Annotated in this window: 24 protein-coding genes; 10 read left to right on the top strand and 14 right to left on the bottom strand. The window is 66.6% G+C overall.

Features of this window, described 5'->3' with window-relative positions; genetic code table 11:
• Window positions 1-10: 10 nt before the first annotated feature.
• The 8 genes from LXM55_RS00395 to LXM55_RS00360 all read right to left on the bottom strand — a co-directional run bounded on the left by LXM55_RS00395 (window position 11) and on the right by LXM55_RS00360 (window position 7,984).
• Window positions 11-766: an enoyl-CoA hydratase family protein gene (locus LXM55_RS00395; protein WP_233317548.1), complete on the bottom strand. Its 756-nt coding sequence runs from the start codon at window positions 764-766 to the stop codon at window positions 11-13.
• Window positions 767-777: 11 nt separating this feature from the next.
• Window positions 778-1,845, bottom strand: a complete 1,068-nt coding sequence (locus LXM55_RS00390) for an NAD(P)H-dependent flavin oxidoreductase (RefSeq protein ID WP_233317546.1) — start codon at window positions 1,843-1,845, stop codon at window positions 778-780.
• A 2-nt stretch (window positions 1,846-1,847) separates the two neighbouring features.
• Window positions 1,848-2,717, bottom strand: a complete 870-nt coding sequence (locus LXM55_RS00385; protein WP_233317544.1) for an enoyl-CoA hydratase — start codon at window positions 2,715-2,717, stop codon at window positions 1,848-1,850.
• 27 nt (window positions 2,718-2,744) lie between these two features.
• A complete protein-coding gene (locus LXM55_RS00380) occupies window positions 2,745-3,542 on the bottom strand; it encodes a CoA-transferase subunit beta (protein WP_233317541.1) in 798 nt (265 codons plus the stop codon).
• Window positions 3,543-3,554: 12 nt separating this feature from the next.
• The gene (locus LXM55_RS00375) at window positions 3,555-4,436 is read right to left on the bottom strand and encodes a CoA transferase subunit A (RefSeq protein WP_233318999.1); all 882 of its coding nucleotides are present in this window, start codon (window positions 4,434-4,436) and stop codon (window positions 3,555-3,557) included.
• 2 nt (window positions 4,437-4,438) lie between these two features.
• Window positions 4,439-5,344: a VOC family protein gene (locus LXM55_RS00370; RefSeq protein ID WP_233317539.1), complete on the bottom strand. Its 906-nt coding sequence runs from the start codon at window positions 5,342-5,344 to the stop codon at window positions 4,439-4,441.
• Between the two features lie 211 nt (window positions 5,345-5,555).
• On the bottom strand, window positions 5,556-6,677 hold the full coding sequence (locus LXM55_RS00365) for an LLM class flavin-dependent oxidoreductase (RefSeq protein ID WP_233317537.1): 1,122 nt from the start codon (window positions 6,675-6,677) through the stop codon (window positions 5,556-5,558).
• Window positions 6,678-6,799: 122 nt separating this feature from the next.
• Window positions 6,800-7,984, bottom strand: a complete 1,185-nt coding sequence (locus tag LXM55_RS00360; RefSeq protein ID WP_233317536.1) for a flavin-dependent monooxygenase — start codon at window positions 7,982-7,984, stop codon at window positions 6,800-6,802.
• Between the two features lie 237 nt (window positions 7,985-8,221).
• Here LXM55_RS00360 and LXM55_RS00355 point away from each other — a divergent pair, with 237 nt between their 5' ends.
• From LXM55_RS00355 to LXM55_RS00335, 5 genes are all read left to right on the top strand, one after another.
• Entirely contained in the window at window positions 8,222-8,737 is a 516-nt protein-coding gene (locus LXM55_RS00355) for a flavin reductase family protein (RefSeq protein WP_233317534.1), read from the top strand.
• 148 nt (window positions 8,738-8,885) lie between these two features.
• The gene (locus tag LXM55_RS00350) at window positions 8,886-9,641 is read left to right on the top strand and encodes a glucose 1-dehydrogenase (RefSeq protein ID WP_233317533.1); all 756 of its coding nucleotides are present in this window, start codon (window positions 8,886-8,888) and stop codon (window positions 9,639-9,641) included.
• Window positions 9,642-9,665: 24 nt separating this feature from the next.
• On the top strand, window positions 9,666-10,739 hold the full coding sequence (locus LXM55_RS00345; RefSeq protein ID WP_233318997.1) for a 2Fe-2S iron-sulfur cluster-binding protein: 1,074 nt from the start codon (window positions 9,666-9,668) through the stop codon (window positions 10,737-10,739).
• A gap of 102 nt (window positions 10,740-10,841) precedes the next feature.
• Complete coding sequence (locus LXM55_RS00340; RefSeq protein ID WP_233317531.1) at window positions 10,842-11,588, top strand: SDR family NAD(P)-dependent oxidoreductase; 747 nt, start codon at window positions 10,842-10,844, stop codon at window positions 11,586-11,588.
• 73 nt (window positions 11,589-11,661) lie between these two features.
• Window positions 11,662-13,236: a FadD3 family acyl-CoA ligase gene (locus LXM55_RS00335; protein ID WP_233317529.1), complete on the top strand. Its 1,575-nt coding sequence runs from the start codon at window positions 11,662-11,664 to the stop codon at window positions 13,234-13,236.
• Between the two features lie 88 nt (window positions 13,237-13,324).
• On the opposite strand, the gene LXM55_RS00330 is transcribed toward LXM55_RS00335, so the two are convergent.
• Together LXM55_RS00330 and LXM55_RS00325 are read right to left on the bottom strand one after the other, a co-directional pair.
• Entirely contained in the window at window positions 13,325-14,203 is an 879-nt protein-coding gene (locus tag LXM55_RS00330; protein WP_233317528.1) for an SDR family NAD(P)-dependent oxidoreductase, read from the bottom strand.
• Window positions 14,200-15,948 carry an FAD-dependent oxidoreductase gene (locus LXM55_RS00325; RefSeq protein WP_233317527.1) on the bottom strand — a complete coding sequence of 583 codons (1,749 nt, stop codon included), beginning with the start codon at window positions 15,946-15,948 and terminating at the stop codon, window positions 14,200-14,202. Before LXM55_RS00325 ends, LXM55_RS00330 begins: the two co-directional genes overlap by 4 nt.
• 253 nt (window positions 15,949-16,201) lie before the next feature.
• On the opposite strand from LXM55_RS00325, the gene LXM55_RS00320 reads away from it, so the two are divergent.
• Window positions 16,202-17,779, top strand: a complete 1,578-nt coding sequence (locus LXM55_RS00320) for a DUF1302 domain-containing protein (protein ID WP_233317526.1) — start codon at window positions 16,202-16,204, stop codon at window positions 17,777-17,779.
• Window positions 17,780-17,802: 23 nt separating this feature from the next.
• Entirely contained in the window at window positions 17,803-19,188 is a 1,386-nt protein-coding gene (locus LXM55_RS00315; RefSeq protein WP_233317525.1) for a DUF1329 domain-containing protein, read from the top strand.
• Between the two features lie 62 nt (window positions 19,189-19,250).
• Here LXM55_RS00315 and LXM55_RS00310 read toward each other — a convergent pair whose 3' ends face one another.
• Entirely contained in the window at window positions 19,251-20,177 is a 927-nt protein-coding gene (locus LXM55_RS00310; protein WP_233317524.1) for an alpha/beta hydrolase, read from the bottom strand.
• Window positions 20,167-21,003 (bottom strand): SDR family NAD(P)-dependent oxidoreductase, encoded by an 837-nt coding sequence (locus LXM55_RS00305; RefSeq protein ID WP_233317523.1) that lies wholly within the window; start codon window positions 21,001-21,003, stop codon window positions 20,167-20,169. Before LXM55_RS00305 ends, LXM55_RS00310 begins: the two co-directional genes overlap by 11 nt.
• 175 nt (window positions 21,004-21,178) lie before the next feature.
• On the opposite strand from LXM55_RS00305, the gene LXM55_RS00300 reads away from it, so the two are divergent.
• The 3 genes from LXM55_RS00300 (at window position 21,179) to LXM55_RS00290 (ending at window position 23,764) form a co-directional block, all read left to right on the top strand.
• The gene (locus LXM55_RS00300) at window positions 21,179-22,222 is read left to right on the top strand and encodes a Rieske 2Fe-2S domain-containing protein (protein WP_233317522.1); all 1,044 of its coding nucleotides are present in this window, start codon (window positions 21,179-21,181) and stop codon (window positions 22,220-22,222) included.
• Between the two features lie 128 nt (window positions 22,223-22,350).
• Window positions 22,351-23,481, top strand: a complete 1,131-nt coding sequence (locus LXM55_RS00295) for a helix-turn-helix transcriptional regulator (RefSeq protein ID WP_233317520.1) — start codon at window positions 22,351-22,353, stop codon at window positions 23,479-23,481.
• 124 nt (window positions 23,482-23,605) lie between these two features.
• Window positions 23,606-23,764: a hypothetical protein gene (locus tag LXM55_RS00290; protein WP_233317519.1), complete on the top strand. Its 159-nt coding sequence runs from the start codon at window positions 23,606-23,608 to the stop codon at window positions 23,762-23,764.
• Between the two features lie 34 nt (window positions 23,765-23,798).
• Here LXM55_RS00290 and dmpG read toward each other — a convergent pair whose 3' ends face one another.
• Both dmpG and LXM55_RS00280 read right to left on the bottom strand, forming a co-directional pair.
• Window positions 23,799-24,833 carry a 4-hydroxy-2-oxovalerate aldolase gene (dmpG, locus tag LXM55_RS00285; RefSeq protein WP_233317517.1) on the bottom strand — a complete coding sequence of 345 codons (1,035 nt, stop codon included), beginning with the start codon at window positions 24,831-24,833 and terminating at the stop codon, window positions 23,799-23,801.
• A 13-nt stretch (window positions 24,834-24,846) separates the two neighbouring features.
• Window positions 24,847-25,755, bottom strand: a complete 909-nt coding sequence (locus LXM55_RS00280) for an acetaldehyde dehydrogenase (acetylating) (protein ID WP_233317514.1) — start codon at window positions 25,753-25,755, stop codon at window positions 24,847-24,849.
• Window positions 25,756-25,766: the final 11 nt, after the last annotated feature.

Here is a 25,766-nt window from a genome sequence, read left to right as displayed (position 1 = left end):
GCCAGTGCCTTCAGCCGTTGAAGTGAGCAGCGCGTTTCTCGACGAACGAGTCACGGGCTTCCTGGGAGTCCAGCGAGCGATAGGCTTCGAGGGTCAAGCCCTGCTCACGGCGGTATTTGTCTTCGAGGTTGCCGTCCTCGATGGCGTTCAAGGCCTCCTTGGCCAGGGCGATCATGCGCGGGCTCTTGGCGGCGATGGCCCGGGCCACCTCCAGGGCCGCATCGCGCAAGGCCTCGCGCTTGACCACCCGCTCCACCGCCCCCAGGCGCCAGGCCTCGGCGGCGTCGATCATCTGCCCGGTGAAATACATGTGGCGGACCTTCTGCAGCGGAAACAGCCGTTGCAGGTGCGCGCCGCCGCCCATGGCCCCGCGGTCCACCTCTGGCACGCCGAAACGCGCGCAATCGGCGGCCAGCACCAGGTCGGCGGCTCCGCAGATGCCGATGCCACCGCCCAGGACAAAGCCATGGACCGCGACAATCACCGGCTTGGGGTTGCGGTGAATGGCCTTGAAGGTCTCGTAGTTACCCTTGTTCACCGCCACGATCAGATCGCTGTCGGCGGCCAGTTCCTTGATGTCGACGCCGGCACAGAAGCCCCGGCCTTCGGCCCGGATCAGAATTACCCGGACGTCGGGGGCCTGGCCCAAACGCTGGATTTCCCGGGCGATGTCGGCCCAGCCCTGGCAGTTGAAGGCATTCACCGGGGGCCGGTCGAAGACCAGCTCGGCGATGCCGTTGTCGATACTCACACTGAATGCTTGCATGCGGGGCTCCTTCACGAGAGACGACGGCACAGTTCACCCAGGCGCGTTTGCGCGTCGTGGACGATCTGCTCGATCAATTCGGCGCAGCCGGGCAGGCTGTCGATGCTGGCGGCCACCTGCCCGGCGGGCAGCACGCCCTCGGCCGGAAGGCCTTCGACCATGGCTTTCTGGATGACCATCGGCGCATTGGCCGCCATCAGGCTCTGGGCCAGGGTCAGGCCGCCGCCCCGCCGCTGGTTCCAGGCCCCCAGCAGCAGTTGGCCCAGGCTCAGGCCGTTGTGACGGCGGTAGGCCAGGCCACTGCCCAACGCCAGCCACAAGCGGCGCCAGGCACCACCGGCTTCCAGGCGCTGGAGCAGTTCGTTGCGGATCATCCGTTGCGGCATGCCGTCGATGGCCCGGCTGACGATGATCTGCGCCGGGTCGCTGACCGCCAGGTAGCGCGCCAGGGTCGCCGCGGGCACCGGGCTGTCGGCGCTCATCAGAAAGCGCGTGCCCATCGCAATGCCCGCCGCGCCCTGGGCCAGGGCGGCCAGCAGACCGGCGCCGTCCTTGAAGCCACCGGCCGCCACCACCGGCACCGACACCGCGGCCAGCACCTGGCTCAGCAACTGCGAAGTCGGCACCGAGCCGGTGTGCCCGCCGCCCTCGGCGCCCTGCACCACTACCGCGTCGGCGCCCATGGCCACGGCCTTCTGCGCGTGCTTGAGCGCACCCACCGTGGGTATGCAGACCACCCCGGCGTCCTTGAGCCGGGCAATCATCTGCTGCCCCGGCGAGCGGCTGTAGCTCACCGCCCGCACCCGGTGCTTGAGCACCAGCTCGACAATCTGCGGCGCATTGGCCTGGTACAGGTGGAAGTTGACCCCGAACGGCTGCGCCGTCAGGCGCCGGGTTTCGAGGATCGCCGCCTCCATCTGCGGCGGTTCGATGGTGGCCCCGGCGAGAAAGCCGAAACCGCCGGCATTGCCGGTGGCCGCCACCAGCCTGGGGTCGGCGACCCAGCCCATGGCGGTCTGGATGATCGGGTAGCGGCAACCGAGCAGTTCGGTCAGCGGCGTGTCGAGGGCAAGCGCCATGGTCAGGCCCCCTCGCCGCGCTGGGAACGGGCCATGGCCCGGGCGTCGTAGCCCCCCAGCCGGTCGCCACAGAGCAGCTCGTTGTGGGCATGGGCAAAGTGATGCAGGCCGAACGCCATGTCCATGCTCGAACGCTTGCCCATCAGGTCCTCGGCGTTGTTCACCGCCTGTTTGCTCAATTGCAGGCCCAGGCGCGGCATCTGTGCGATGCGCCCGGCGATGTCCAGGGTTTCGCGCTCCAGTTCGGCGCGCGGCACCACCCGGTTGAGCATGCCCATCTGCAGCGCCCGGGCCGCCGGCATGCGCTCACCCAGGAACAGGAACTCCTTGGCGATGCGCGCGTTGAGCTCATGCACGTGGGCGAAATACTCGACCCCGGGAATGCCCATGCGCACCACCGGATCGGCGAAGTAGGCATCGTCGCTGGCGATGATCAGGTCACAGACCCAGGCCAGCATCAGCCCACCGGCAATGCACGCGCCCTGGACCATGGCGATGGTCGGCTTGGGCATCTCGCGCCAGCGCCGGCACATGCCCAGGTAGACCTCCTGCTCCCGGGCATAGAGAAACTCGCCGCCGGGCTTGCCGACATGGTCGTACCACAGGCTGGCCCGCTCGAAACTCTGATCGACGTCGCGCCCCGGCGTGCCGATGTCGTGGCCGCTGGAAAAATGCTTGCCGGCGCCGCGCAGCACAATGACCTTGACCTCGTCGTCGTCACAGGCCCGGCGAAAGGCCGCGTCCAGGGCATAGGTCATGCGCGAATTCTGCGCGTTGTGGTACTCCGGGCGGTTCAGGGTGACCACAGCCACGCCTGCGCGCACCTCGTACAGCACCACCGCGTCTGGCTTGTTGCTGTTGTGTTCAAGCATTGCTTGGCTCTCCGAAACGGGGTTCGCTCAGCCGACGCGGCGCAGGCCCGGCGGGTTGTCTTTGAGTTGCAGGGCCCGCAGGTTGTGCGGGTCCAGGCGCCGGATCAGCTGCAACTGCTCAGGGGTCGGCGCCGCCGTGGTCGGGCACTGCTGCGGCACATGCAGGGCAAAGCCGGTGTTGTCCTGCACCTGCGCCAGGCTCACCCCAGGGTGCAGCGAACGCACGCGCATCTGCCGCTGCGGGCCCTGGAAGTCGAGGACGCAGAGGTCGCTGACGATCAGCCGCAGGTCGATGTCGTCCAGGGACCAGCCCCGGGCCAGGCGCGCCGGGTTGTAGCCGACCGAAGCCACCACATCCACCTCGCCTTCGACGAACACCCGACGGTTGTGGCTGGGCACGCAAAACGAGTTCGCATGGCTGATGGAGTTGCCGGGAAAACCGCGCACCCCGAGCATCTGCACCTTGGGCCGGGCGTAATCGCCAATGCAGGAAATATTGCCCTGGCCAAAGCGGTCGATCTGCGACGGGCCGACCATGGCATGGCGCCGGCCGCCCCAGAGGTTGTCGAAGATCCGCGCAAAGCCCATCCAGGCATCGCGCTTGGGCTGGTAGCCGTCACGCGGTCCCAGGGGCACCGGCTCGGCCACCAGCCAGGCTTCGGAATCGGTCATCAGCAACTGGCGGTTGCAACTGAGCATGGCCAGGGACGCGGCCAGCCGTGGGATCACCCCGATCCCGGTGGCGAGCACTTCACCGTCCCCGGCGAAGCCTTCGGAGGCCGCGCAGATCATCAGTTCGGCGAGGCTGTAGGGGCTGCTGTGCATGGCAAGGTTTCCTTAGAAAATCGGCAACGGCAGTTGCTGGATGGCGCTCAGGCCGCCGACCTTGTCCAGGTAGTCCTGATGGCTGCAGTCGACGTACTCGCGGCGGTACGCCTGCCAGCCACCGGCCTCCTGGGCCGAAGCGTTGTAAGTCTTGAAGTGGGCGACATCGAAGCCGTACAGCGGCGCGCACGACGATGGGTGCGCGCCACCGGGCACATGGGCCACGGCGCTGGTCAGGTTGGGTTCCCAGAACACCTGGCGGGCCTGCTGCGGATCACTGTGCAAGGTGTCGCGGTCCAGCAGTTGGTCACAGGTCACGTAGGTACGGGCCGCCGCGCGCACCAGCAGGTCATCCATGTAGTGGTCCGGGCCGCTGATCTGGCACAGCCCGCGGCTGTCGGCGCGGTCGACATGGATCAGCGCCGCATCGAGCTTCAGCGCCGGCATCGCCACCCAGTCGCGGGCGTCGGCGTAGGGCGAGGCGATCAGTTTGATCTCGGGGTTGTGGCGCAGCACATCGGTGCCCAGCCCCGCCGCCGTGGGCAGGAACGGCACGCGCATCGCCGCCGCCCGCAATCCCAGCAGCAACATGCCTTCGTCGATCTCCATGACCTGCAATGCGCCTTCCTGGCGGGCCTGGCGGAAGTACGGTTCCAGGGGAATGAAATCCAGGGAGACGAAGGCGAACACCAGCTTGCGGATCTTCCCGGCGGCGCACAGCATGCCGACGTCGGCGCCGCCATAGGCGACCACCGTCAGGTCCTTGAGGTCCGAGCGCAGGATCTCGCGGATCAGCGCCATGGGCTTGCGCCGCGGCCCCCAGCCGCCGATCCCCAGGGTCATGCCGTCGCGCAGTTGCGCGACCATCTGCGCGGTGCTCATGCGCTTGTCCAGGCTCATTGCGCGTGCTCCCGGCCAATGCTGAAGTCATGGCCCCAGTGGCTGACCACCGTGCTTTCAAAGGGCGTGTGTTGCTGCCAGTCCACCACCAGGCCATCGCAGCCGTATTCCAGGTCGAAGCCCGAGGGCGTCTTGATGTAGAAGGAAATCATCTGGTCGTTGGTGTGCTGGCCCAGGGTCGCGGAAAGCTTCACGCCGTGGGCGTGAGCCCGGTCCAGGGCGCGGCCGACTTCGTCCAGGCCCTGGACCTCGACCATCAGGTGCACGCAGCCATGGGGCATGGGGCACTCGAAGATCGCCAGGGAATGGTGGCGGGCGTTGTTGCAGTGAAGGAAGTGCAGGGCCTTCTGCGGCTCGGCCGGGTCGCTGCCAAAGCGCACCTGCATCAGGTCGGACAGGCCAAAGCCCATGACGTGCTCATAGAACTCGCGACAGCGCTCGAAGCTCGGCGCCGGCAGCACCACATGGCCCATGCCCAGGTCGCCGGTGACAAAGCCCTTGAGGCCCACCGGCGAGACGAACCGGGCGAAATCCTGGCGCGGCCCCCAGAACACCTCGTGGCGGTTGCCGTCGGGGTCGAGAAAGTGCGCCAGCGCCTGGACCTGGCGTTCCTCGGCTTGCGCCGCGCTGCCAAGGCGCGCCGTGACCCCGTGCCGTTGCAACTGCGCCAGGGCCTGTTCGAAGGCGTCCTGGCCGGGCACTTCCCAACCGCAGGCACCGAAACCGTCCTCGGTGCTGTGCTCGACCAGAATCCGGTAGGGCCGCTCGTCCATCTTCAGGTACAGCCGCTGCTCGTCAGCGTCCGGCACCACCATCATCCCCAGCACCTGGCTGGCGTAATGGCGCCACTGCCCCAGGTCCCGCGACCGCAAGGTCACGTAGCCCAACCCGCGAATATCCATGCCAGCACTCCTCGTTCAGCTCAACCCGCCCTCCTTGCAAGGAGGCCTTGTGCAACAGGATTAAATCGCCTCGCGGTGGCCCCGGCATCGTCCAATGGGACTAGCGCATCGGTGTGCCAGCGGCGGCCGGAAAGGCCCCGGCGCAACAAGTAAAAAAGCCGCTTTGCCCTTTCGGGAAAGCGGCTTTGACCGAGGCAGGCAGCGCTAAAAATCAAGCCTTGCGAAAATGCGGAATAACCTTCTGGCCAATGTTGCGCAGGGTCTCCAACTGCGCCCATTGCGGCACGGTGCCCATCTGGCAGATGAACAGGATCTCGTCGGCGCCAGCGTCCACCAGGCGCTGCACATAGCCGATGCAGTCCTCCACGGAACCGTAGGCGTGGTTGGGGTTCATCATCGACATGGCCGGATCGGCAAAGTCGACGGTGACTTCCTCCGAGGCAAAGCGCGACTTGATCACGCTCTGGCCACTGCCATCGACGTAGGTATCGTCCTGCCACTTGGCCGGGTCCGGACGCTCGCCGCCGCCGTACCAGTAGCCCAGCGATTCCATGAAATAGCGCTGGCCGCGAATGCCGATACGCCGCGCCTCCAGGTTGTCATCGAGGACAATCGCCGGGCACAGCGCGGCGATGTGCCGGTTGGGCCGGAAGCCCACTTGCTGGCGCGGGTCGCGGTGGTCCCAGGCCTGGTGATAGACCTCGACCTTCTTGGCGATTTCCTCGGGGCCGCCAAAGCCCAGCACCAGGGCGCCCATGCCACGGCCACCGGCGTTCTTCAGCGACTCGGTGTTGGTGCAGGCCAGGTACATCGGTGGGTGCGGGTCCTGGTACGGCTTGGGGTGGATCGGCCGCTTGGGGATCTGCACAAAATCGCCGTGGTGCTCGATTTCGTCCTGGACGAAGATTTTCGGAATCAGGTACATGGCCTCGTCGATCTGCGGTTGCAGGGTCGCCAGGTCGTAGCCGAAGGTCCCGGCCTCTTGCTGGGTGCCGCCCTTGCCCACGCCAAAATGCACCCGGCCCTTGGACAGCAAGTCGAGGGTAGCGATGCGCTCGGCGACCTTGACCGGGTGGTTCATCGCCGGCGGCAGGCAGACCACGCCGTGGCCGATGCCAATGCGCTCGGTCTTGCCGGCGACGAAGGCCAGCACGGTTTCCGGGGCCGACATGTGCGAATAGTTCGTCAGCGCCGTGTGCTCGACACACCAGAAGGTGTCGAACCCCAACTGATCGGCAAGCACCGCCTGTTCGACGGTGTCAGCAAAAATCTGCCGGTCGCCGGCGCGACTGGCATCCAGGGTCTGGGCTTCATAAATCAGCGAAAATTTCATGCTCGATCCTTGTGGTCGTAAAAGGCAGGCTCGGCGCACCCTTCGCGCCTTGGCCTGCATGCTCGGGCAAAGCCGGGCCTGGGGAATCCCGCAAACGGACTAGGGCTGTCGTCGTTTGCCACTCAGAGAAAGAAGTCGCTGCTGTCCTGGCCCATGGCGACGCCGCCCAGGTTCCAGGCGTATTTCGCCGGATGGTTGGCGACGTGGGCGCGGCCGGTGTGAATGTCGCGAAAGGCCCGGTTGATCAGGTGCCCGCGAAAGATCGTCGAGGCGCCGCTGTTGAACATCAGGTCGGTCACCGCCGTGGCGCACTTTTGCGCCACCAGCGACGAGTCGTAACGCATCTTCACCCGCTCGGGCATGCCCAGCGGCGTGCCCTCGCGGGCCCGTTGCAGCATCAGCTCGAAGTTGTTCAGCAGCACCGTGCGGCATTCGTCGACACACACCATGGCGTTGGCCAGGGCGCTCTGGGCCGCCGGGTCCTGGACCATCTTGCGCCCGTCATTGACCCCGACCCGGGCGCGGTTATGGGCAATGAACTGATCCACCGCGCCCTGCAGGGCACCGATCGCCGAGGACGACACCGCGCGCACGAAGATCTGCCCGAACGGCAAGCGAAACAGCGGCGCCTGATTGACCGCGTTGCCCGGGCTGTCCTGCATGAAGCCGTCGAGGGCGCGGTGGGTGCGGTACTCGGGAACAAAGGCGTTCTCCACCAGGATGTCGTGGGAGCCGGTGGCCGCAAGGCCCATGACCTGCCAGTTGTCGAGGATCTGGTAATCCGCGCGCGGCAGCAGGAAGGTCCGGTAGTCCGGCGCGCCGCCGGGCTCCAGGGCCGGCACCAGGGCGCCGAGGAACACCCAGTCGCAGTGCTTGCAGCCCGAGGAGAACCCCCAGCGACCACTGAGGGTGAAACCGCCCTCGGTACGCTCCACCCGCCCGACCGGCATATAGGAAGAGGAAATCAGCACGCTGCTGTCCTCGCCCCACACGTCCCGGGCCGCGCGATCATCGAACAGCGCCAGCTGCCAGTTGTGGATCGCCACCACCCCGAGCACCCAGGCCGAGGACATGCAGCCTTCGGCCAGGGTCATCTGCACCCGGAAGAAATCATTGGGCTCCAGCTCGTAGCCGCCCCAGCGCGCCGGTTGCAGGATGCGAAAGAACCCGGCCTGCTGGAAGTCGTGCAACGTCTGGTCCGGCAAGCGGCCAAGCCGCTCGGCCTCGGCTGCCCGTTCACGCAGCACCGGCACCAACGCCTCGGCCTGTTGGTAGAGACGCTGGCGAAGCAGATCGTGGTTGAGCATCAGGTCGTTCTCCTTGGGAACCCCGTCCGCCGGGGCGCGCGTGCTACGGCGGGCAACCGCCTGCATGGGCGCATTCAAACAACCGTCCGCCACCTGGGCATCCCTCAAACGGACCATATGCGAGGAGCGCCGGACCTGCCCCGCGCCGTGGCTAGTCTGCTTGGACGATGTTGCCCAGAGGCGCCATGGCCAGAATTCATCGCACTCCATGCACCACTTAAGTAAGAGGGCTGTGCGATGAAAGACGTCAATCTGCAAGCAGACATGCTCCAGGCCATGCGCCGCCTGGCCAAGTCGGTCACGATCATCAGCACCAGCAATGGCGCCGAACGCTTTGCCATGGCCGCCACCGCCGTGGACTCGCTGAGCACCGAGCCACCGTCGCTGCTGATCTGCATCAACCAGAGCGCTTCCTCGCATGCTGCCCTGGCCACCGGCGCCGGGTTCTGCGTGAACATCCTCGGCCTGGAGCAACAGGCGCTGGCCCATCTGTGCAGCGGCGCGATCAAGGGCGAGGCGCGCTTCAGCAGCGGCAACTGGCTGACCAGCGAAGACGGCATTCCCTACCTGGGGGACGCCCAGTCGGCCATCCTCTGCCGTCAGGACGGGCACTTCAGCTACGGCACCCACACCGTGTTCATCGGCCGCATCGTGCGCATTCACACCAGCCCGCGCATTACCCCGCTGGTCTACCTCGACGGCCGCTACACCACCACGGCCCTGCCGGCCCCGGCCCAGGCCTGCGCCGGTTGAACCGGAGCACAGCCGTTGAATCACGCAGGCCCTTGAGCCGCTGCGCCAAGGTCGCTGACTGAGCGCCAGCCGCTATTGCCCGCCGCCGGGCGGCCCGTCATCTGGCCGGCCAGGCAACGGCTCGATCCGCACCACCAGGAGAATCACCATGCAACGCGTAGAAGGCAAAGTCTGCATTGTCACCGGTGCCGCCAGCGGCGTCGGCCGCGAGGACGCCCTGCTGCTGGCCAGCCAGGGCGCCCGGGTCGTGCTGACCGACCTGAACCAGGAAGCCGGCCGCCAAGTAGCGGCGCAGATCGGCGAAAACGCCCTGTTCCTGCCCCACGACATCACCCGTGAAAACGACTGGCAACGGGTGGTGGAAACCACCGTCAGGCACTTCGGCCGCCTCGATGTACTGGTCAACAACGCGGCGATCCTGGCGCTGGGCAGTATCGAGGACACCTCCCTGGAGCTGTGGCGCCAGGTGCTGACGGTGAACAGCGACGGCTATTTCCTGGGCTGCAAGTACGCCATCGCGGCGATGAAGGACAGCGGTGGTGGCTCGATCATCAACATGTCCTCGGTCGCCGCGCTGGGCGGCATGCCGTTGTTCTGCGCCTACTCCGCCGCCAAGGGCGCGGTCACCGCGATGACCCGCTCCGTGGCCTTGCACTGCAAGCGGCAGGGCTATCGCATCCGCTGCAATAGCGTGCATCCGGACGGCATCAACACGCCGATGACCCAGGCCCTGAGCGGCGGCCAGGCGCAGCCTCAGGAAAGCCTCGACCAGGACCCGATGAACCGCCTGTGCGCGCCTCGGGACGTGGCCAACGTGGTGCTGTTCCTGGCCAGCGACGAATCGCGCTTCATCAATGGCGCGGAGCTTCGCGTCGACAACGGGCAATTGATCAGCGGGGTCTGAACCAAGGTGAATACCGGCACGTCCATCTGCGACCCCAGCGCGCCAGCCGGCGCCGCCTCGGCCACCGGCAGCTTTCGCCTGCAGGTGGCCGCGGTGATCGAGGAAACCGCCGACGCCCGCTCTCTAGTGCTCGACGTTCCCAGGGAATTACGGGAGCGCTTTCGCTACAAACCGGGGCAGTTCCTCAGCGTTCGCGTGCCCTGCGCCGGCCAGTTGCTGACCCGTTGCTATTCCATGGCCAGCTCGCCGCTGTGCGACCCGCAACCGAAGATCACCGTCAAGCGGGTCGCCGGGGGCCGGGTGTCGAACTGGATGAACCAGCAGGTGCAGGTTGGCGACTGGCTGGAGGTGCTGCCCCCGGCCGGGCACTTCTGCCTGGCCGCCGATGCCGACGAGCAGCGCCCGCTGGTGCTGTTTGCCGGCGGCTCGGGGATCACCCCGGTGTTTTCCATTCTGCAGTCGGTACTGCACGCCGGGCACCGGCCGGTGACCCTGGTCTACGCCAACCGCGACGAAGCCTCGGTGATTTTCAAGGAGCCACTGCAACAACTGGCCCGTACCCACGAGCAGCGCCTGGAGGTGCTGCACCTGCTGGACTCGGTACAGGGGTTCGTGACCCCGACCCAGGTGCGCCAACTGCTGCGCCTGCGCCGCGGTGGCGAGTATTTCATCTGCGGCCCGGCGCCGTTCATGGACACCGTGGAAAGCACCTTGCTGGCCCTCGGCGAACCGCGCCAGGCGATCCATGTCGAGCGCTTTGCGTCACCGCCCGACCCGCGCCCCCCCGTACAGAACAGCAGCCCCCCAGCCCCCGCGCAGCCCTGCCAGAGCCTGACCGTCGAACTCGACGGCCAGTCCCACACCCTCGCCTGGCGCCCCGGCGAAACCCTGCTGCAAAGCTGCCGCGCCGCAGGGCTGGAAGTGCCGGCCTCCTGTGAGGAAGGCATCTGCGGTGCCTGCATGTGCCGGGTCGAACAGGGCCGCACGCGGCTGGCCAGCAACGCCGTGCTCAGCGCCCAGGAACTGGCCGATGGCTGGACCCTGGCCTGCCAGAGCCACGCCGACGCGCCGCTGGTGCGGGTGCGTTTTCCGGATTGAGGGCGGCGCGCGCCATTAGTCCCAACGGACGATCCCGACGGACGCGACAGTGATTAGACTCGACCGCCACGATTGCCCCACAACAAGAAAAGAGGTGTATGCATGGCTCGGTTGCAAAACAAGGTCGCGGTGGTCACGGGCGCGGCTTCCGGTATCGGTCTGGCCTGTGTCCGGCGCTTCGCCGCGGAAGGCGCGCAGGTGGTGGGACTGGACATCGGCAGCCCGCCGACGGACTTTCCCGGACGCTTCATGACCCTGGATGTACGCGACGAAGCCCAGGTCGAGCAGGTGATGGAAGAAATCATCGGCCACTTTCAGCGGGTCGATGTGCTGGTCAATGCCGCCGGGGTCGCCGACCAGGGCAGCGTGACCCGCACCAGCACCGCCAACTGGCAGCGGGTACTGGACATCAACCTGACCGGCAGCATGCTCACCAGCAAATACCTGCTGGGGGCCATGGAGGCACAACGCGGCGGCTCGATCATCAACATCGGCTCGATCTTCGGCCTGCAAGGCTGCGACGGCAACGTCGCCTACAACGTGTCCAAGGGCGGGATCAACCAGCTGACCCGCTCCATGGCGGTGGACTACGGCTACGCCAATATCCGCGTCAACGGCCTGTGCCCGGGGCTGATCGACACACCGATGACCAGCATCGTCCGCGAGCAGGCCGAGTTCCACGCCTACTTCGCCTCCCAGCACATGCTCAACCGCTCCGGGCAACCCGAAGAAGTGGCGGCCGTGGCCTTGTTCCTGGCCTCCGACGAAGCCTCTTTCGTCAGTGGCCAGATGATCGCCGTGGACGGTGGTTTCTCCGCCGGCCGGCGCTTCGCCCCACCACCCGCCTGAATCATCGGCGGCCGGGCCTTGCCGCTTGGCCGCCTCCCCCTCCGTTCAACGATCCTCTGCCTGAGGAGGCACCATGCCGTCCGTGCTCAACGCTCCCACCATCGCTCATCTGTTCGCCCGGGCAGCCCTGGCCTACGGCGACCGCCCGGCCATCGAGGACGCCGGCAGCCTCAGTTACCGGCAGCTCGATCGCCTGCGCCGGCAAGCCGCCCGGGCGCTACTGGCCCTGGGAGTCAAGACCGGGGACCGAGTGGCGATCTGGGCGCCCAATACCTGGGAATGGATTGTCGCCGCCGGCGCCCTGCACAGCGTCGGCGCCGCCCTGGTGCCGCTCAACACCCGGATGAAAGGCCACGAGGCCGGCTACATCCTGCGCCAGAGCGGCGCCTGCGTGCTGTTCAGCATCGGCGAGTTCCTCGGGGTCGACTACCCGCAGATGCTCGCTGCTGAGAACCTCCCCGAGCTGCGCCAGGTCATCCGCCTGCGCTCGCCCTCCTCGGCGGCCCTGGACTGGCCCGGGTTCATGGCCCTGGCCAGCCGGGTACCCGCCAGCGCCCTGCGGCGGCGCCAGCAACAGCTTGGCCCGCAGACCCTATCGGATGTGCTGTTCACTTCCGGCACCACCGGCCAACCCAAGGGCGTGATGACCTGCCACGGACAGAACCTGCGGGGCGTGCGTGACTGGAGCGAGGTGGTGGGCCTGGTCGAAGGCGACCGTTACCTGATCGTCAATCCGTTCTTTCATTCCTTCGGCTACAAGGCCGGCTGGCTGGCGGCGCTGATGCGCGGCGCGACCATCATTCCCCAGCAGGTGTTCGACGTCGATGCGGTACTCGAATGCGTGCAGCGCCAGCGCATCAGCGTGCTGCCCGGCCCACCGACCCTCTATCAGTCGCTGCTGGCCCACCCCCGGCGCGCGGCCTACGACCTGTCCTCGCTGCGGGTCGCGGTGACCGGCGCCGCGGTGATCCCGGTGGAAATGATCTGGCGCCTGCGCGACGAGCTGGGCTTCGCCACCATCGTCACCGCCTATGGCCTCACCGAGGTCTGCGGTTTCGCCACCCTTTGCCGCCCCGGCGACGATCCGCAACGAGTGGCCCAGACCAGCGGCCGGGCGATGCCCGGCGTGGAGGTGCGGATCGTCGCCGCCGACGGCCGCCCGCAACCGCCCAATGTGCCTGGAGAAATCCAGATCCGCGGCTACAACCTGATGCAGGGCTACCTCAACGACCCGCACGCCAGCCAGGCAGTGCTGGACACCGACGGCTGGCTGCGCACCGGCGATATCGGCGTCCTCGACGAGCAGGGCTACCTGCGCATCACTGATCGGCTCAAGGACATGTTCATCACCGGGGGGTTCAACGTCTACCCGGCGGAAATCGAGCAGTGCCTGCTGCAGTTTCCCGGGGTGGCCCAGGCGGCGGTGATCGGGGTGCCGGACGCGCGCCTCGGCGAAGTGGCCATGGCCTTTCTTCTGCCGGCGCCCGGGCAGGCCCTGGAGCCGGACGCGCTGCTTGGCTGGTGCCGGGAACAGATGGCCAACTACAAGGTGCCGCGACGGCTCCAGGTGGTGGAGGCCATGCCGCTGAACGCGGCCGGCAAGGTTACCAAGCAGGTGTTGCGCCAGTGGGCCGAACAGCCCGGCTAAGAAAAGGCCGGCAATGCCGATCTGCCAAGGACAAGCACTGCGCTTGTGGCGAGGGAGCGAGCGCCCTCGCCACGGGTTATTTGCCCGCTCAGATCACCCGCGCCGGGTGCTGGCGCCGAGGCTCGCCCAGCAGTGAGCGATGGGACGGCGGTTGGCGCCCCTGCTCTTCACTGATGCCATAGCCCGGAGCAATTTCCGCCGTGATCAGGGTCTGCCCGGACAGGCTCGGCAACGCCGGATCATTGAGCAACGCATGAATCACCCGACCGTTGAACTGCGGCGTCTCGGCCTGCGCGAGGAACGCCCGGTACTGCTCGCCGTGGTGTAGACCTGCGATCCGCGTGCGTTCGGTCAACTGCGGCCCCAACCACAGGGACAACGCCGCCACGCCGTGGCCCTCGAAATCGATCGCCATGTCGGCCGCCAGCTTGTCGCAACCAGCCTTCTGCGCACCGTAGGCCGGGCCGTGCATGTAGCAGCCGGCACCGAACGACGAAGTGAAGCAGATCAACCCCTGGGCGCTGCGCAGCAACAGCGGCGCCGCGTAGTAGCTGGCGATGTAGGCCGAACGCAGGCCGACATCGAGGATGTCCACCAGCTCCACGGGTTTGTCCCAGAACGGCCCGGGCTCGATCAACTGTTCATGGATCGCCGCCACGTTGTTGACCAGCAGGTCGAGGTGCCCGGACTCTTCGGCGATCCGCGCGAACAACGCCTGAACCTGGGCATCGTCGGCATGCTCGCAGACCTGCGCAATGCCGCGGCCACCGGCGGCACTGATGGCCGCCGCGGTGTCCGCCAGCGAACCTTGCAACGGCTGATCGTACAGCCGCGCCCCCGCCTGTTCGGGCGCGCGGCCGGTGACGTACACGGTCATGCCCTGCGCCCCGAGGGCCAGGGCGATGCCCCGGCCGACGCCGCGACTGGCGCCAGTGACCAGGGCCACCTGAGGTGGCTGGATGCTCATAGGCTGCTCCTTGCAAGACTGACGGCGGACGGCGCCTGACGCAGGCTTTGCGCCTTGATGTGATTGGCGGCGATGTAGCCGAAGGTCATCGCCGGGCCGATGGTCGAGCCGGCTCCCGGGTAGGTGCGGCCCATCATCGAGGCGGCGCTGTTGCCAATGGCGTACAGACCGAGGATCGGCTGACCGTCTTCGTGCAACACCCGGGCGTGAATATCGGTCAGCAGGCCGCCCTTGGTGCCGATGTCCCCGGCATCCACCCGCACCGCGTAGAACGGCCCCTTGAGCAAGGGGGCCAGGCACGGATTGGGCTTGACCCCGGGGTCGCCGTAATAACGGTCGAACAACGACTCGCCCTTGCCGAAATCCAGGTCGCGCCCCTGCTCGGCCATGGGGTTGAAGCGCTCGATAGTGCGGAGCAGGCCGGGGCCGTCGATGCCGATCTGCGCCGCCAGGGCCGACAGGCTGCTGGCCTTATGGAAGTAATCGCGCAAGTGTTGCGGCAGCCGCCAGTCAGGTTGGGCATAACTGGGCAACAACGCGCCACAGGGGTATTTACGGCGAAATTCTGCGTCGAAGATCATCCAGCACGGCACGCTCGCCGCCTCGGCCCGATGGTGCTCGTACATGGCGTAGACGATATCGGTGTAGGGCGCCGCCTCGTTGACGAAGCGCTGCCCCGCCGAGTTCACCAGCACGCAACCGGGCAAGGCGCGCTCGACGAACAGCGCGCGCTGTTTTTCCTCGCCCGCGACCCGGGTGGTAGGCGCCCACCAGCCGTGCTCCATCAGCGCGGTACGCGCGCCAATCGCCTGGCCGGCACGAATGCCGTCACCGGTATTGTGCGGCGGCGTGGCGCTCCACTCGGTTCGCGACGGTTGCGGCAGGTAGTGCTCGCGCATCAGCGGATTGCGCTCGAAGCCGCCGGCCGCCACGATCACCCCGTGGCGCGCCTTGATGTTCAAGGTCTGGCCGTCGCGGCAGACCCGTGCGCCGCCGACCCGGTCATCGACGATCAGCAAATCCTGCAACGCGCAGTTGAGCCACAGCGGCCGCTGGCGATCCAGCAGCGAGCAGCGCAAGGCGCCCACCAGGGCATTGCCCAAGGTCAGGAAGCGGTCGCGGCGAGACAGCCGCCGGCCCTTGCGGTCACGCCAGTAGCGCCACATCACCCGCAAGGTCAGGCGCAACCAGCCCGGGCCTCGACAGAGCAGCACCTGGGCTTCCTTCATGGTCATCGCCATGCGCCCCATCATCAGCGTGCCGGGGGACGGCGCGCGCATGCGCAGGAACTCATCCCCCAGTTCGGCGGCGTCGAAGGGCTGCGGGTCCATGGAGCGATAGCCGGGCTTGCCGCCGGGCACCTCCGGGTAGTAATCGGCGTAGCCGGGCTGGGCCTCGAAGCGCACCCGGGTCTGCGCCTCCAGGTAGCGGACCATGTCCCGGCCCTGCTCGACATAGGCCTCGATGCGCCCGTCGTCGATCTCGCCCTGGGTGACCGCACGGATGTAGGCAATCGCCTCGGCCTCCGAGTCGCTGCCGCCCAGGGCCTGGATCCGGTGGTTGACGGGGATCCAGATGCCGCCACCGGACACCGCCGAGGTGCCGCCGTACTCGGCGCTCTTCTCGATCAGCAACGTATTGAGCCCCAGGTCATGGGCGCGCAGCGCGGCGGTCATGCCCCCCGCACCGGAACCTATCACCAGAACATCGCAGCACTCATCCCATTTGATCTCGGCAGATTTCATCCGCACATCTCCGCAAGGCGCCTACAGGCAGGAAGCCGCCGCCACCGGGCCGTGCTCCGGCGCAGTCGGTGCCGGGATTGTTCGCCAGCCCCCTGGCCCGGGCATCGTCCAATGGGACTAGCGCCCGCCACCGCCAAGCGCTTAGTCCGCTTGGACGATGCCGCGCCCCGCCACCGCTCCCATAGTCGTTCCTGCGGCACTTCCCCACCCTTAACTGCAGGTCGGGCAGCCCTGACCTGGGCACGAGGACGAGATGACAAAAACAACAATCGCCCCACTATCGCTGCTCACCCGACTGAACATTGCCTTGCTGATGCTGGCCGGCGGGCTCGGCGGACCGGCCAGCGCCATGACCTTCCAACCCAGCGATGAGCTGAGTGTCGACTGGGACACCACCCTGACCTACAGCCTGGCCTGGCGTACCGCCTCGCGCGATCACAAGCTGCTGGCCAACGCCAATGGCAACGACGGCGACAACGCCTTCGCCAGGGGCAGCCTGATCAGCAACCGCAGCGGCTTCCTCACGGAAGCCAACATCCACTGGCGCGACCTCTACGGTTTTTTCATTCGCGCCGACGGCTTCTACGACAACGTCTACGACCGCGACAACGACAACCCCAGCGGCACCTCCAACTGCTTTGCCGGCGGCCGTTGCAGCCGTCCCGAGCGCTTTTCCCAGGACACCATCGACCAGCACCGCAACGATTTTCGCCTGCTGGACGCCTACGCCTACGGCACCTGGAACCTGTCCGGGCACAACCTCAACGTACGCCTGGGCAAGCAGGTGGTGAGCTGGGGCGAAAGCCTGTTCTACCCCGGGATCTCGGCGGCGCAGAGCCCGGTGGACGCCACCAAGTCGACCACCCCGGGGGTCGAGGTCAAGGAAGTGCTGCTGCCGGTGGGCCAGCTGTTCACCCAGTTCAGCCTGAGCGACAGCCTGGACGTCCAGGCCTACTACCAGTACCAGTGGCAGAAAACCGACCTGTTCGGGGTCGGCAGCTATTTTTCCACCACCGACTACATCGACCGCGGCGGCGAGAACGATGCGTCGGGCTTCGTCCGTCGCCTGAAAAACGACACCCCGAGCAACAGCGGCCAGTACGGCCTGGCGTTCACCTACGCCGCCGAATCGCTGAACAACACCGAGTTCGGCCTGTACTACTCGCGCTACCACGACAAGACCCCGTCCCTGGACTTCCAGAGCCAGCTGGGCAGTTACCGGGCGATCTACTTCGACAACATCGATCAGTACGGCGCGAGCTTCTCCAGCGTGCTCGGCGACACCAGCATCGCCGGCGAAGTCAGCTACCGCGATGGCCAGCCGGTGATGGTCGACAACGGCTTTGCCAGCCCGGTGCGGGCCAGGACCCTGCAGGCCCAGGTCTCGGTGATCGAGGTGCTGGGGCCCTCGTCCTGGGCCGACAACACCACCCTGACCGGCGAGCTGGTGTACAACCAGGTGTTGAGCAATGACCACTCGCTGCCGACCCAGCTGGCCCCCGGCTTGAGCCTGCCGGGCACCGACAAACTGCTCCACGACCGCGCGGCCTGGGGCTACACGGTGCAGGCCAGCTTTGACTACAACGACGTGTTCACCGGCTGGGACCTGTCGATCCCACTGACCTTCAGCACCGCAGCGCACAACGACAGCTCGCTGGTGGGCTCGATCAACTCGGGCCAGGGCGACGACCGCGCCAGCCTTGGCAGTGCCTGGCGCTACCTCGGTAACTTCACCGTCGAAGCCCGCTACAACGCCTATCTGGGCAACGCCAACAACAGCCCGTTGGCCGACCGCGACAACGTCGCCCTCAACTTCAAGTATCGGTTCTGATTCCCCGCCCCAAGGAGCACAGCATGTCGAACACTCCCAACACCCTGTTGTTGCGCACAACCCTGGCCGCCAGCTTGATGGCTGCGTGCCTCGCGGCCCAGGCCAAGGTCAGCCCCGAGGAAGCCGCACGCCTGGGCCAGGACCTGACGCCAATGGGCGCGGAACGGGCCGGCAACGCCGACGGCAGCATTCCCGCCTGGTCGGGAAAATGGCTGGGCCTGCCGCCCCAACTCAAGTACGACGGGCCCGGCAGCCCCTACCCCGATCCCTACGCGGCGGAAAAACCGCTGTTCGTGATCACCGCCCAGAACATGCAGAAGTACGCCGCCAACCTCAGCGACGGCCAGCAGGCGCTGCTCAAGCGCTACCCGCAGACCTTCAACATTCCGGTGTACCCCAGCCACCGCGACTTCCGCTTCGATCAGCGGCTGTATGACCACATCAAGGCCAATGCGCTGAATGCCGAGTTGATCAACGACGGCAACGACACCCGCAACGCCTGGGCCGCCTCGCCGTTCCCGATCCCCAAGAACGGCAGCGAACTGATGTTCAACCACACCCTCGCCGGCCGCGCCTACACCGAAGAGGCCAACTACCAGCAGGCGGTGGTGTATGCCAACAAGGAACAGGTGTTGGAGCGGGTCAACTACAAGATCCATTCGATCTGGTCGGCCCCGGACCGAACCCCGGAAAACGCCAACGGGGTGCTCAGCAACTTCCTCCAGGTGACTCTGGAGCCGCTGCGCAAGAAGGGCGAGATCATCATCGGCCACGAGTTCATCAACCCCACCGCCTCGCCACGCCAGGCCTGGCAATACAGCCCCGGGCAGCGCCGGGTAAGACGGGCGCCGACCGTGGGCTACGACTCGCCCACCGGCGCCGGTGGCTTTCGCGTGTACGACGAAGACCGGTTGTTCAACGGCGCACCGGATCGCTACAACTGGAGCATCGTCGGCAAGCGGGACATCTACATTCCGTACCACAACTACCGGATTGACGATCCCAGCGTGAGCCAGGAGCAGATCCTCGCCACCACCGGCCACGTCAACCCGCAATACATGCGCTACGAGAAGCATCGGGTCTGGGTTTTACAGGCCACGCTCAAGCAAGGCGCGCGGCATATCTATGCCAAGCGCATGTTGTACCTCGACGAGGACACCTGGGCCGCCACCCTGGCCGACAACTACGACAGCCGTGGCCAGCTATGGCGCACCAACATGCAAACTTCGGTCTATGCCTACGAGATGCAGCGCTACCAGGCCCGCCTGGGCATCTACCAGGACCTGATCGCCGGCTCCTACCTGGTTGACCGGCTGCTGGTGGACCAGAAGCCGGCCAAGCTCAATGCCAGCCACTTCGTCGATGACGACTTCACCCCGGGCAACCTGCGCAAGCTCGGCACCCGCTGAAACGGGACCGGCCCCATGCGCTTGGCGCCTGGGGCCGGTTGCCCTTTGTCACACCCCCAAGTTCAAGCCAGGGCCTGACGCAGTTCAGCGCAGGCTTGCGCCAGGACGCGGGCGGCGACATCGACCGAAGCCGTCATGCTGATGAAACCATGGACCATGCCGGCGCAACGATGCAGCCGCACCTGCACCCCGGCGGCGCTTAGACGCTCGGCCAGGGCTTCACCTTCATCGCGCAAGGGATCGAACTCGGCGCTGATCAGGGTGGTCGGCGGCAAGCCCGCCGGATGCTCGGCACGCAACGGCGAAGCCAGGGGATCGACGCCCTGCGCGGGGTCTGGCAGGTACTGCTGCCAGAACCACTGCATCATCGCCCGGGTAAGAAAATAGCCCTCGGCGAATTCGTGGTGGGAGGCACTGTCGCAGGCCGCGTCGGTCACCGGATAGAACAGGCATTGATACGCAATCTTCGGCCCTTGCCGTTGGGCCGCCAGGCGACTGACCGCCAGCGCCAGATTGCCCCCGGCACTGTCCCCCGCCAGGGCCAGGCGCTGCCCGTCGATGCCCAGTTCGTCCGCGTGCTGCACCAGCCAGCAGGTGGCGGCGTAACAGTCCTCGGGCGCGGCCGGAAACGGCGCTTCCGGCGCCAGCCGATAGGCCACCGAGACCACCACCGCGCCGGTCTGGCTGGCCAGGGCCCGGCACAAGTGGTCGTGGGTATCGAGGGTGCCGACGACGAAACCGCCGCCGTGAAAGAACACCAGCAGCGGCAGGCATTCCTGGTCCTGTGGGCGGTACAGCCGCGCATCCAGTTCACCGCTGGCGCCGGCCACGCGCAACTCGCGCACTTCATGCAAGGCCGCACCAGGGGGCGCCACCATCAGGTTATCGGCGAACTGACGGTACTGGACGGCGTCCAGCTGGCTGAAATCCGCCGCGGCCTGGCCCTCCAGGGCGTGCAGGACTGCGGCGATCTGCGGATCAAGAGGCATGCGCTTCTCCTTCGCTGGCGGACAGCTGGAACTGGGGGTTGGTTTCATCGAGGATGCTGCGCACCCGGCGTTGCAGCGCCACCTTGAACTCCTTGTGCGGCAGGACCCAGAAGCGCTTGGCGTCAATGGCCTCGAACACCAGCGCGGCCAGTTCAGCGGGGTTCATGCCTTCGCGAATACGCTCGCCGAGCAACTGGCTCAAGCCGTCACCGGCGGTGTCGCTGTGCTGGTTCGAGGCCATGATCGAGCTGGCCACCGCGCCCGGGCAGATCACCGAAACCGCGATCGGCGCGTCCAGCAGGGCCAATTCGTAATGCAGGGTTTCCGAGAGCGCCACCACCGCTTGCTTGGTGACGTTATAGGGCGCCAGCAACGGGCTGCTGAGCAGCCCGGCCAGGGACGCGGTGTTGATCACATGGCCGCCACGGCCCTGGCGCAGCAGCAGCGGGACGAAGCAGCGGATGCCATGGATCACCCCGCCGAGGTTGACGTCGAGCAGGCGTTGCCACTGCGCCTGGCTGATCTCCCAGCTGTAGCCGGTCTGCATCACCCCGGCATTGTTGAACACCAGGTCGACGCCACCGAAACGCTCCACCGCGCAATCGCGCAGGGCCTCGACCTGGGCCAGTTGCCCGACATCGGTCACCCGGCTCACCACCTCACTCCCGCCAGCCTGCAAGGCGGCGCACACCTGGGCCAGCGCTGAGGCATCGCGATCGGCCAGCACCAGGCGCATGCCGCGCCGCGCGGCCTCCTCGGCCAGGCCCCGGCCAATTCCGCTGGCGGCGCCGGTAATCACCGCGACCGACCCTGTTTGACGGCTCATGGTTCACTCCTCTGATGGTCATTGAGCCCAGTAGAGCGGGCTGGGCAACAGGAGCCATCGTCCATTCAGACGATGCCAGCGGGTGCAGGGGCGGCAGAATCGCCAAGGAGTGCAAGTACCGCCGGGTTTCTGCCTGAGGCCACGGCGGCCCCACCCTGACCAGGAGAAGTACAAGATGAGCACCCTGCACCGCATCGAGAGCCAAGCCTTGCCAGCGCGCTACGCCCGTGGCTGGCATTGCCTGGGGCTGGCCGCCCAGTACCGCGACGGCAAGGCCCATCGCCTGGATGTGTTCGGCACCCGGCTGGTGGCTTTCATGGGCGAAGACCGCGAGCTGCACGTTCTGGACGGTTACTGCCCGCACATGGGCGCCGACCTGAGCGGCGGCTGCGTCGAAGGCAGCTCCCTGCGCTGCCCCTTCCACGCCTGGCGCTGGGGCGCCGACGGGGTCTGCGACGACATCCCTTATGCCAAACGGATTCCGCCCCGGGCACGGCTCAAGAGTTGGCCGCTGATGGAGGAAAACCACCTGCTGTTCATCTGGAACGACCCGCAGGACAACCCGCCGCTCGAACAGCAACGCATCCCCAGGATCGACGCCTGCTTCGACGACCAGTGGGCCCATTGGGAAGTGGCGGAGCTGAAGATCGAGACCCATTGCCGCGAGCTGATCGACAACGTCGCCGACATGGCGCATTTCGGCACGGTCCACGGCGCCCCGGTGCAAGCGTTCAGCAACCGCTTCGAGGGCCATCTGGCGACCCAGGTGATGCGCGCCCGCAGTGAACGCCTGTCCGGCGACAGCGAACTGAGCACCACCGCCACCTACTTCGGCCCGGCCTACCAGATCACCGAAATGACCGGCGCCATGGACGGTCAACCGATTCATTCGATCCTGCTCAACTGCCACGTGCCTATCGACCAGCACAGCTTCACTCTGCGCTACGGCGTGCTGGTGAAGAAGATCCCCGGCCTCAGCGAAGAGCAGAACCAGGCGATGGCCAAGGCCTATGTGCAACAGGCCCAGGAAGCGTTCTACGAGGACGTGGCGATCTGGCACAGCAAGACCCGGGTGGACAACCCGCTGCTGTGCGACGGCGACGGCCCGGTGTACCAACTGCGCAAATGGTACGAGCAGTTCTACACCGACATCGAGGTCCTGCCGACGAGCCTCCTGGAGCCCAGGGAATTCGTCGTGCTGGACGACCAGCAGCGCTGATTTCAGCCCTGATCCGCCTCGGGAGACTTGCCGATCAGCCACCTTGCTTGAGCCGTTGTGCGCCAGCGAGGCCGACCCTAATCTCGGCCAACGCTGTTACCTAAACAATAATAAAAACGGTTTTCGCCATGCAGAAAAACCTCAGCCTCGAGACATTCAGCGACCTGATCGGCAACCTCTATCAAGGGCCCCTGGAGAACATTCCATGGGCCACCTTCCTCAACCAGCTCAACCACCACCTGCAGAGCCAATACGTGACCTTCATCCTGCGCCCGCCCAGTGCCCAGGTGGACGGGCTGCTGGTCAGCACCACCGGTAGTTCAAGCGAGGTCACGACCTCCTACAACACCCATTTCTTCAGCCTCGACCCGTTTGTCGACCTGCCCAACCGCCAGGTGGTGACCCTCGCCGAGTTCGTCTCCAACGACGACTGGCTGCAGTCGGAGTTCTACCGCAACTTCCTCGAACCGGTGGGGGTGTTCCATATCCTCGGCACCGACATCAACACCAGCGAAGGCGCGCAATGCCGCCTGCGGATCAGTCGCGGGCGCGGCGACCCGCCCTTCGGCGAGGAGGAGAAACAGCTGCTGGCGCAATTCGTGCCGCACCTGGAGCGCTCGATCAAGATGCACATGAAGCTCAACCGCATCGAGACCGAACGCAACCTCTATGCCGGCGCGGTGGACCAGATGGCCATCGGCACCATCATCCTCGACGAGACCGGCAAGGTGCTGCAGACCAATCAGGTGGCCGATCGGCTGATCCAGGAAAAGGACGGTATCAAGCTGGTCAACGAGGGGCTGCAAGTCGGCACCGTGCGCGATACCCAGGAGTTCCGGCGCCTGGTGAAGCAGTCGCTGCTCTCGCAACAACGCAGCAACCCATCGGTGGTCGAGGCCCTGCGCGTGCAACGCCCCTCGGGGCGCGCCGACCTGGGCATCATCGTGCGCTCGGTGCCGCTGTCGGCCTGGAGCGAGGGCACGCGTTGCCCTACGGTGGTGATTTTCATCAGCGACCCGGAGCAGCACTCCAGCGCGCCCCAGGAGATCGTCCGGGTACTGTTCGATTTCACCCCGGCGGAAACCCAACTGGCCATGCTCCTGGCCAACGGCCTGACCCTGGACGAAGCCTCGACGGAGCTGGGCATCAGCCGCAACACCGCGCGCGCGCACCTGCGCTCGACCTTCTCCAAGACCGGGGTCACCCGACAGACCATGCTGGTGCGCTTGATCTTGCGCAGCGTGGCGACCCTGGGCTGAGGACCCACAGGACGCCGCGCCAGTCGCTCCCAGCTCGACCGGCTAGTCCGATCGGACGAGGTCGGGCCAGGGGTGGACAGCATAAGGTCGACCGACAAGAACAAAACCGCCATGGAGGCTCGTCATGCGCAAATCCACCCTGTTCCTGCTCCTCATCGCCCTCTTCACCAGCGTCGGTGCCTATCAGGTATTCAAGGAACCGGCCTACCGCGCCGCTAGCACCCTGAGCCTGTGCCCCACCAACCCCTGCTATCCGCCGCAGGTGCGCGGCCTGCTGCCCTGAACACCGAGGCGGCTGCCCGCGGCGCCCGGCGACATCAGGTCGGCAGCACGCCGCGGGCCCGGGACAGGGTCAACGCCAGGTCTTCGATCATGTCTTCCTGGCCGCCGACGGTGCCGCGCCGGCCCAGCTCCACCAGCAGCTCGCGGGCCGAGATGCCGTACTTGCGCTCGGCACGCTTGGCGAACAGCAGGAACGAGCTGTAGACCCCGGCATAGCCCAGGGTCAGCGCATCCCGGTCGAGGCGAATCGGCTGGTCGAGCATGGGCACCACCCGGTCCTCGGCGACATCCATGATCGCGTACAGATCCACCCCGCTGCTGACGCCCATGCGTTCGAGCACCGCGACCAACACTTCCAGCGGCGTGTTGCCGGCGCCGGCGCCGAGCCCCGCCACCGAACCATCGATGCGCGCGGCGCCGGCCTCGATCGCCGCCAGCGAGTTGGCGATCGCCAGGCCCAGGTTGTGGTGGCCGTGGAAGCCGACCTCGGTCGCCGGGTCGAGCCCCTGGCGCAGCACGCCAATCTTTTCACTGACTTCAGCGGGCAGCATGTAGCCCGCCGAGTCGGTGCAATAGATGCAGTTGGCGCCGTAGCGCTGCATCAGTTGCGCCTGCTGCAGGAGTTTTTCGGCGCTGAGCATGTGCGCCATCATCAGGAACCCCACCGTGTCCAGGCCCATCTTCGCCGCCATGCCGATGTGCTGGCTGGAGACATCGGCCTCGGTGCAATGGGTGGCCACGCGCAGGCAGCTCACCCCGTGCTCGTGGGCCATTCTCAGGTGATCGAGGGTGCCGATGCCCGGCAGCAGCAGCGCCGACACCCTGGCCTGCTTGAGCCGGGGGATCACCGCGGCGAAGTACTCCTCGTCGCTGTGGGCCGGCAGGCCGTAGTTCAGCGACGCCCCGCCGAGGCCGTCGCCGTGGGTGATTTCAATCAGCGGCACCCCCGCCGCGTCGAGCCCGCTGGCCACCGAGACCATCTGTTCCAGGCTGATCTGGTGGCGCTTGGCGTGCATCCCGTCACGCAGGCTCATGTCATGCAGAACAACGCTTCTACCGTGCAGATTCATGGCAATTCTCCGGTCAACGAACAGGCAGTTGCAGGGTGCCCAGGTGGGCTTGTTCGGCAAACATTTCGGCGGTGCGCAAGCCCGCGGCGGTCATGATGTCGAGGTTGCCGGCGGACTTGGGCAGGAAGTCCCCCAGGCCCTCGACCTCGATATAGATGCTCACTTGCTTGCCGTCGAACACCGGGCCGTTGATCAACTTGTAGCCCGGCACATAGCGCTGCACCTCCTTGACCATGTCCAGTACCGAGGCGCGGATGGCCGCCTGGTCCGGGGCGCTGTCGGTCAGGCAGTGGATGGTGTCGCGCATCATCAGCGGTGGCTCGGCCGGGTTGATGACAATGATCGCCTTGCCCCGCCGCGCGCCGCCGATGCGCTGTACCGCCTCGGCGGTGGTCCGGGTGAATTCATCGATGTTCTGCCGGGTGCCGGGGCCCACCGAGGCCGAGGACACGGTGGCGACGATCTCGCCATAGCTCACCGGCTGCACCCGGGCCACCGCCGCCACCATGGGAATCGTCGCCTGGCCGCCGCAGGTGACCATGTTGACGTTCAGCGCCAGGCTCTCGGCGTGTTGCCGCAGGTTCACCGACGGCACGCAGAAAGGCCCGATGGCCGCCGGGGTCAGGTCGATCATGATCACCCCCAGGGCATTGAGCTTGCGGCTGTTTTCGGCATGCACGTAAGCCGAGGTGGCGTCGAAGGCCATGCGGATATCGTCGTCCAGGACGTGGGGCAGCAAGCCGTCCACGCCGTCGGCGCTGGTCTTCAGGCCCAGTTCCCGGGCCCGCTGCAGGCCGACCGAGTGCGGGTCGACACCGACCATCCACACCGGTTCGATCCATTCGGAACGGCACATCTTGAGCAACAGGTCGGTGCCGATGTTGCCCGGGCCGATAATCGCGGCCTTGAGTTTCTTGCTCATTGGCTTACCCC

Origin of the sequence: Pseudomonas sp. Au-Pse12 (genome assembly GCF_021341665.1) — a bacterium.
Classification (GTDB): domain Bacteria; phylum Pseudomonadota; class Gammaproteobacteria; order Pseudomonadales; family Pseudomonadaceae; genus Aquipseudomonas.
This window is presented reverse-complemented; position numbering and strand designations above follow the sequence as displayed.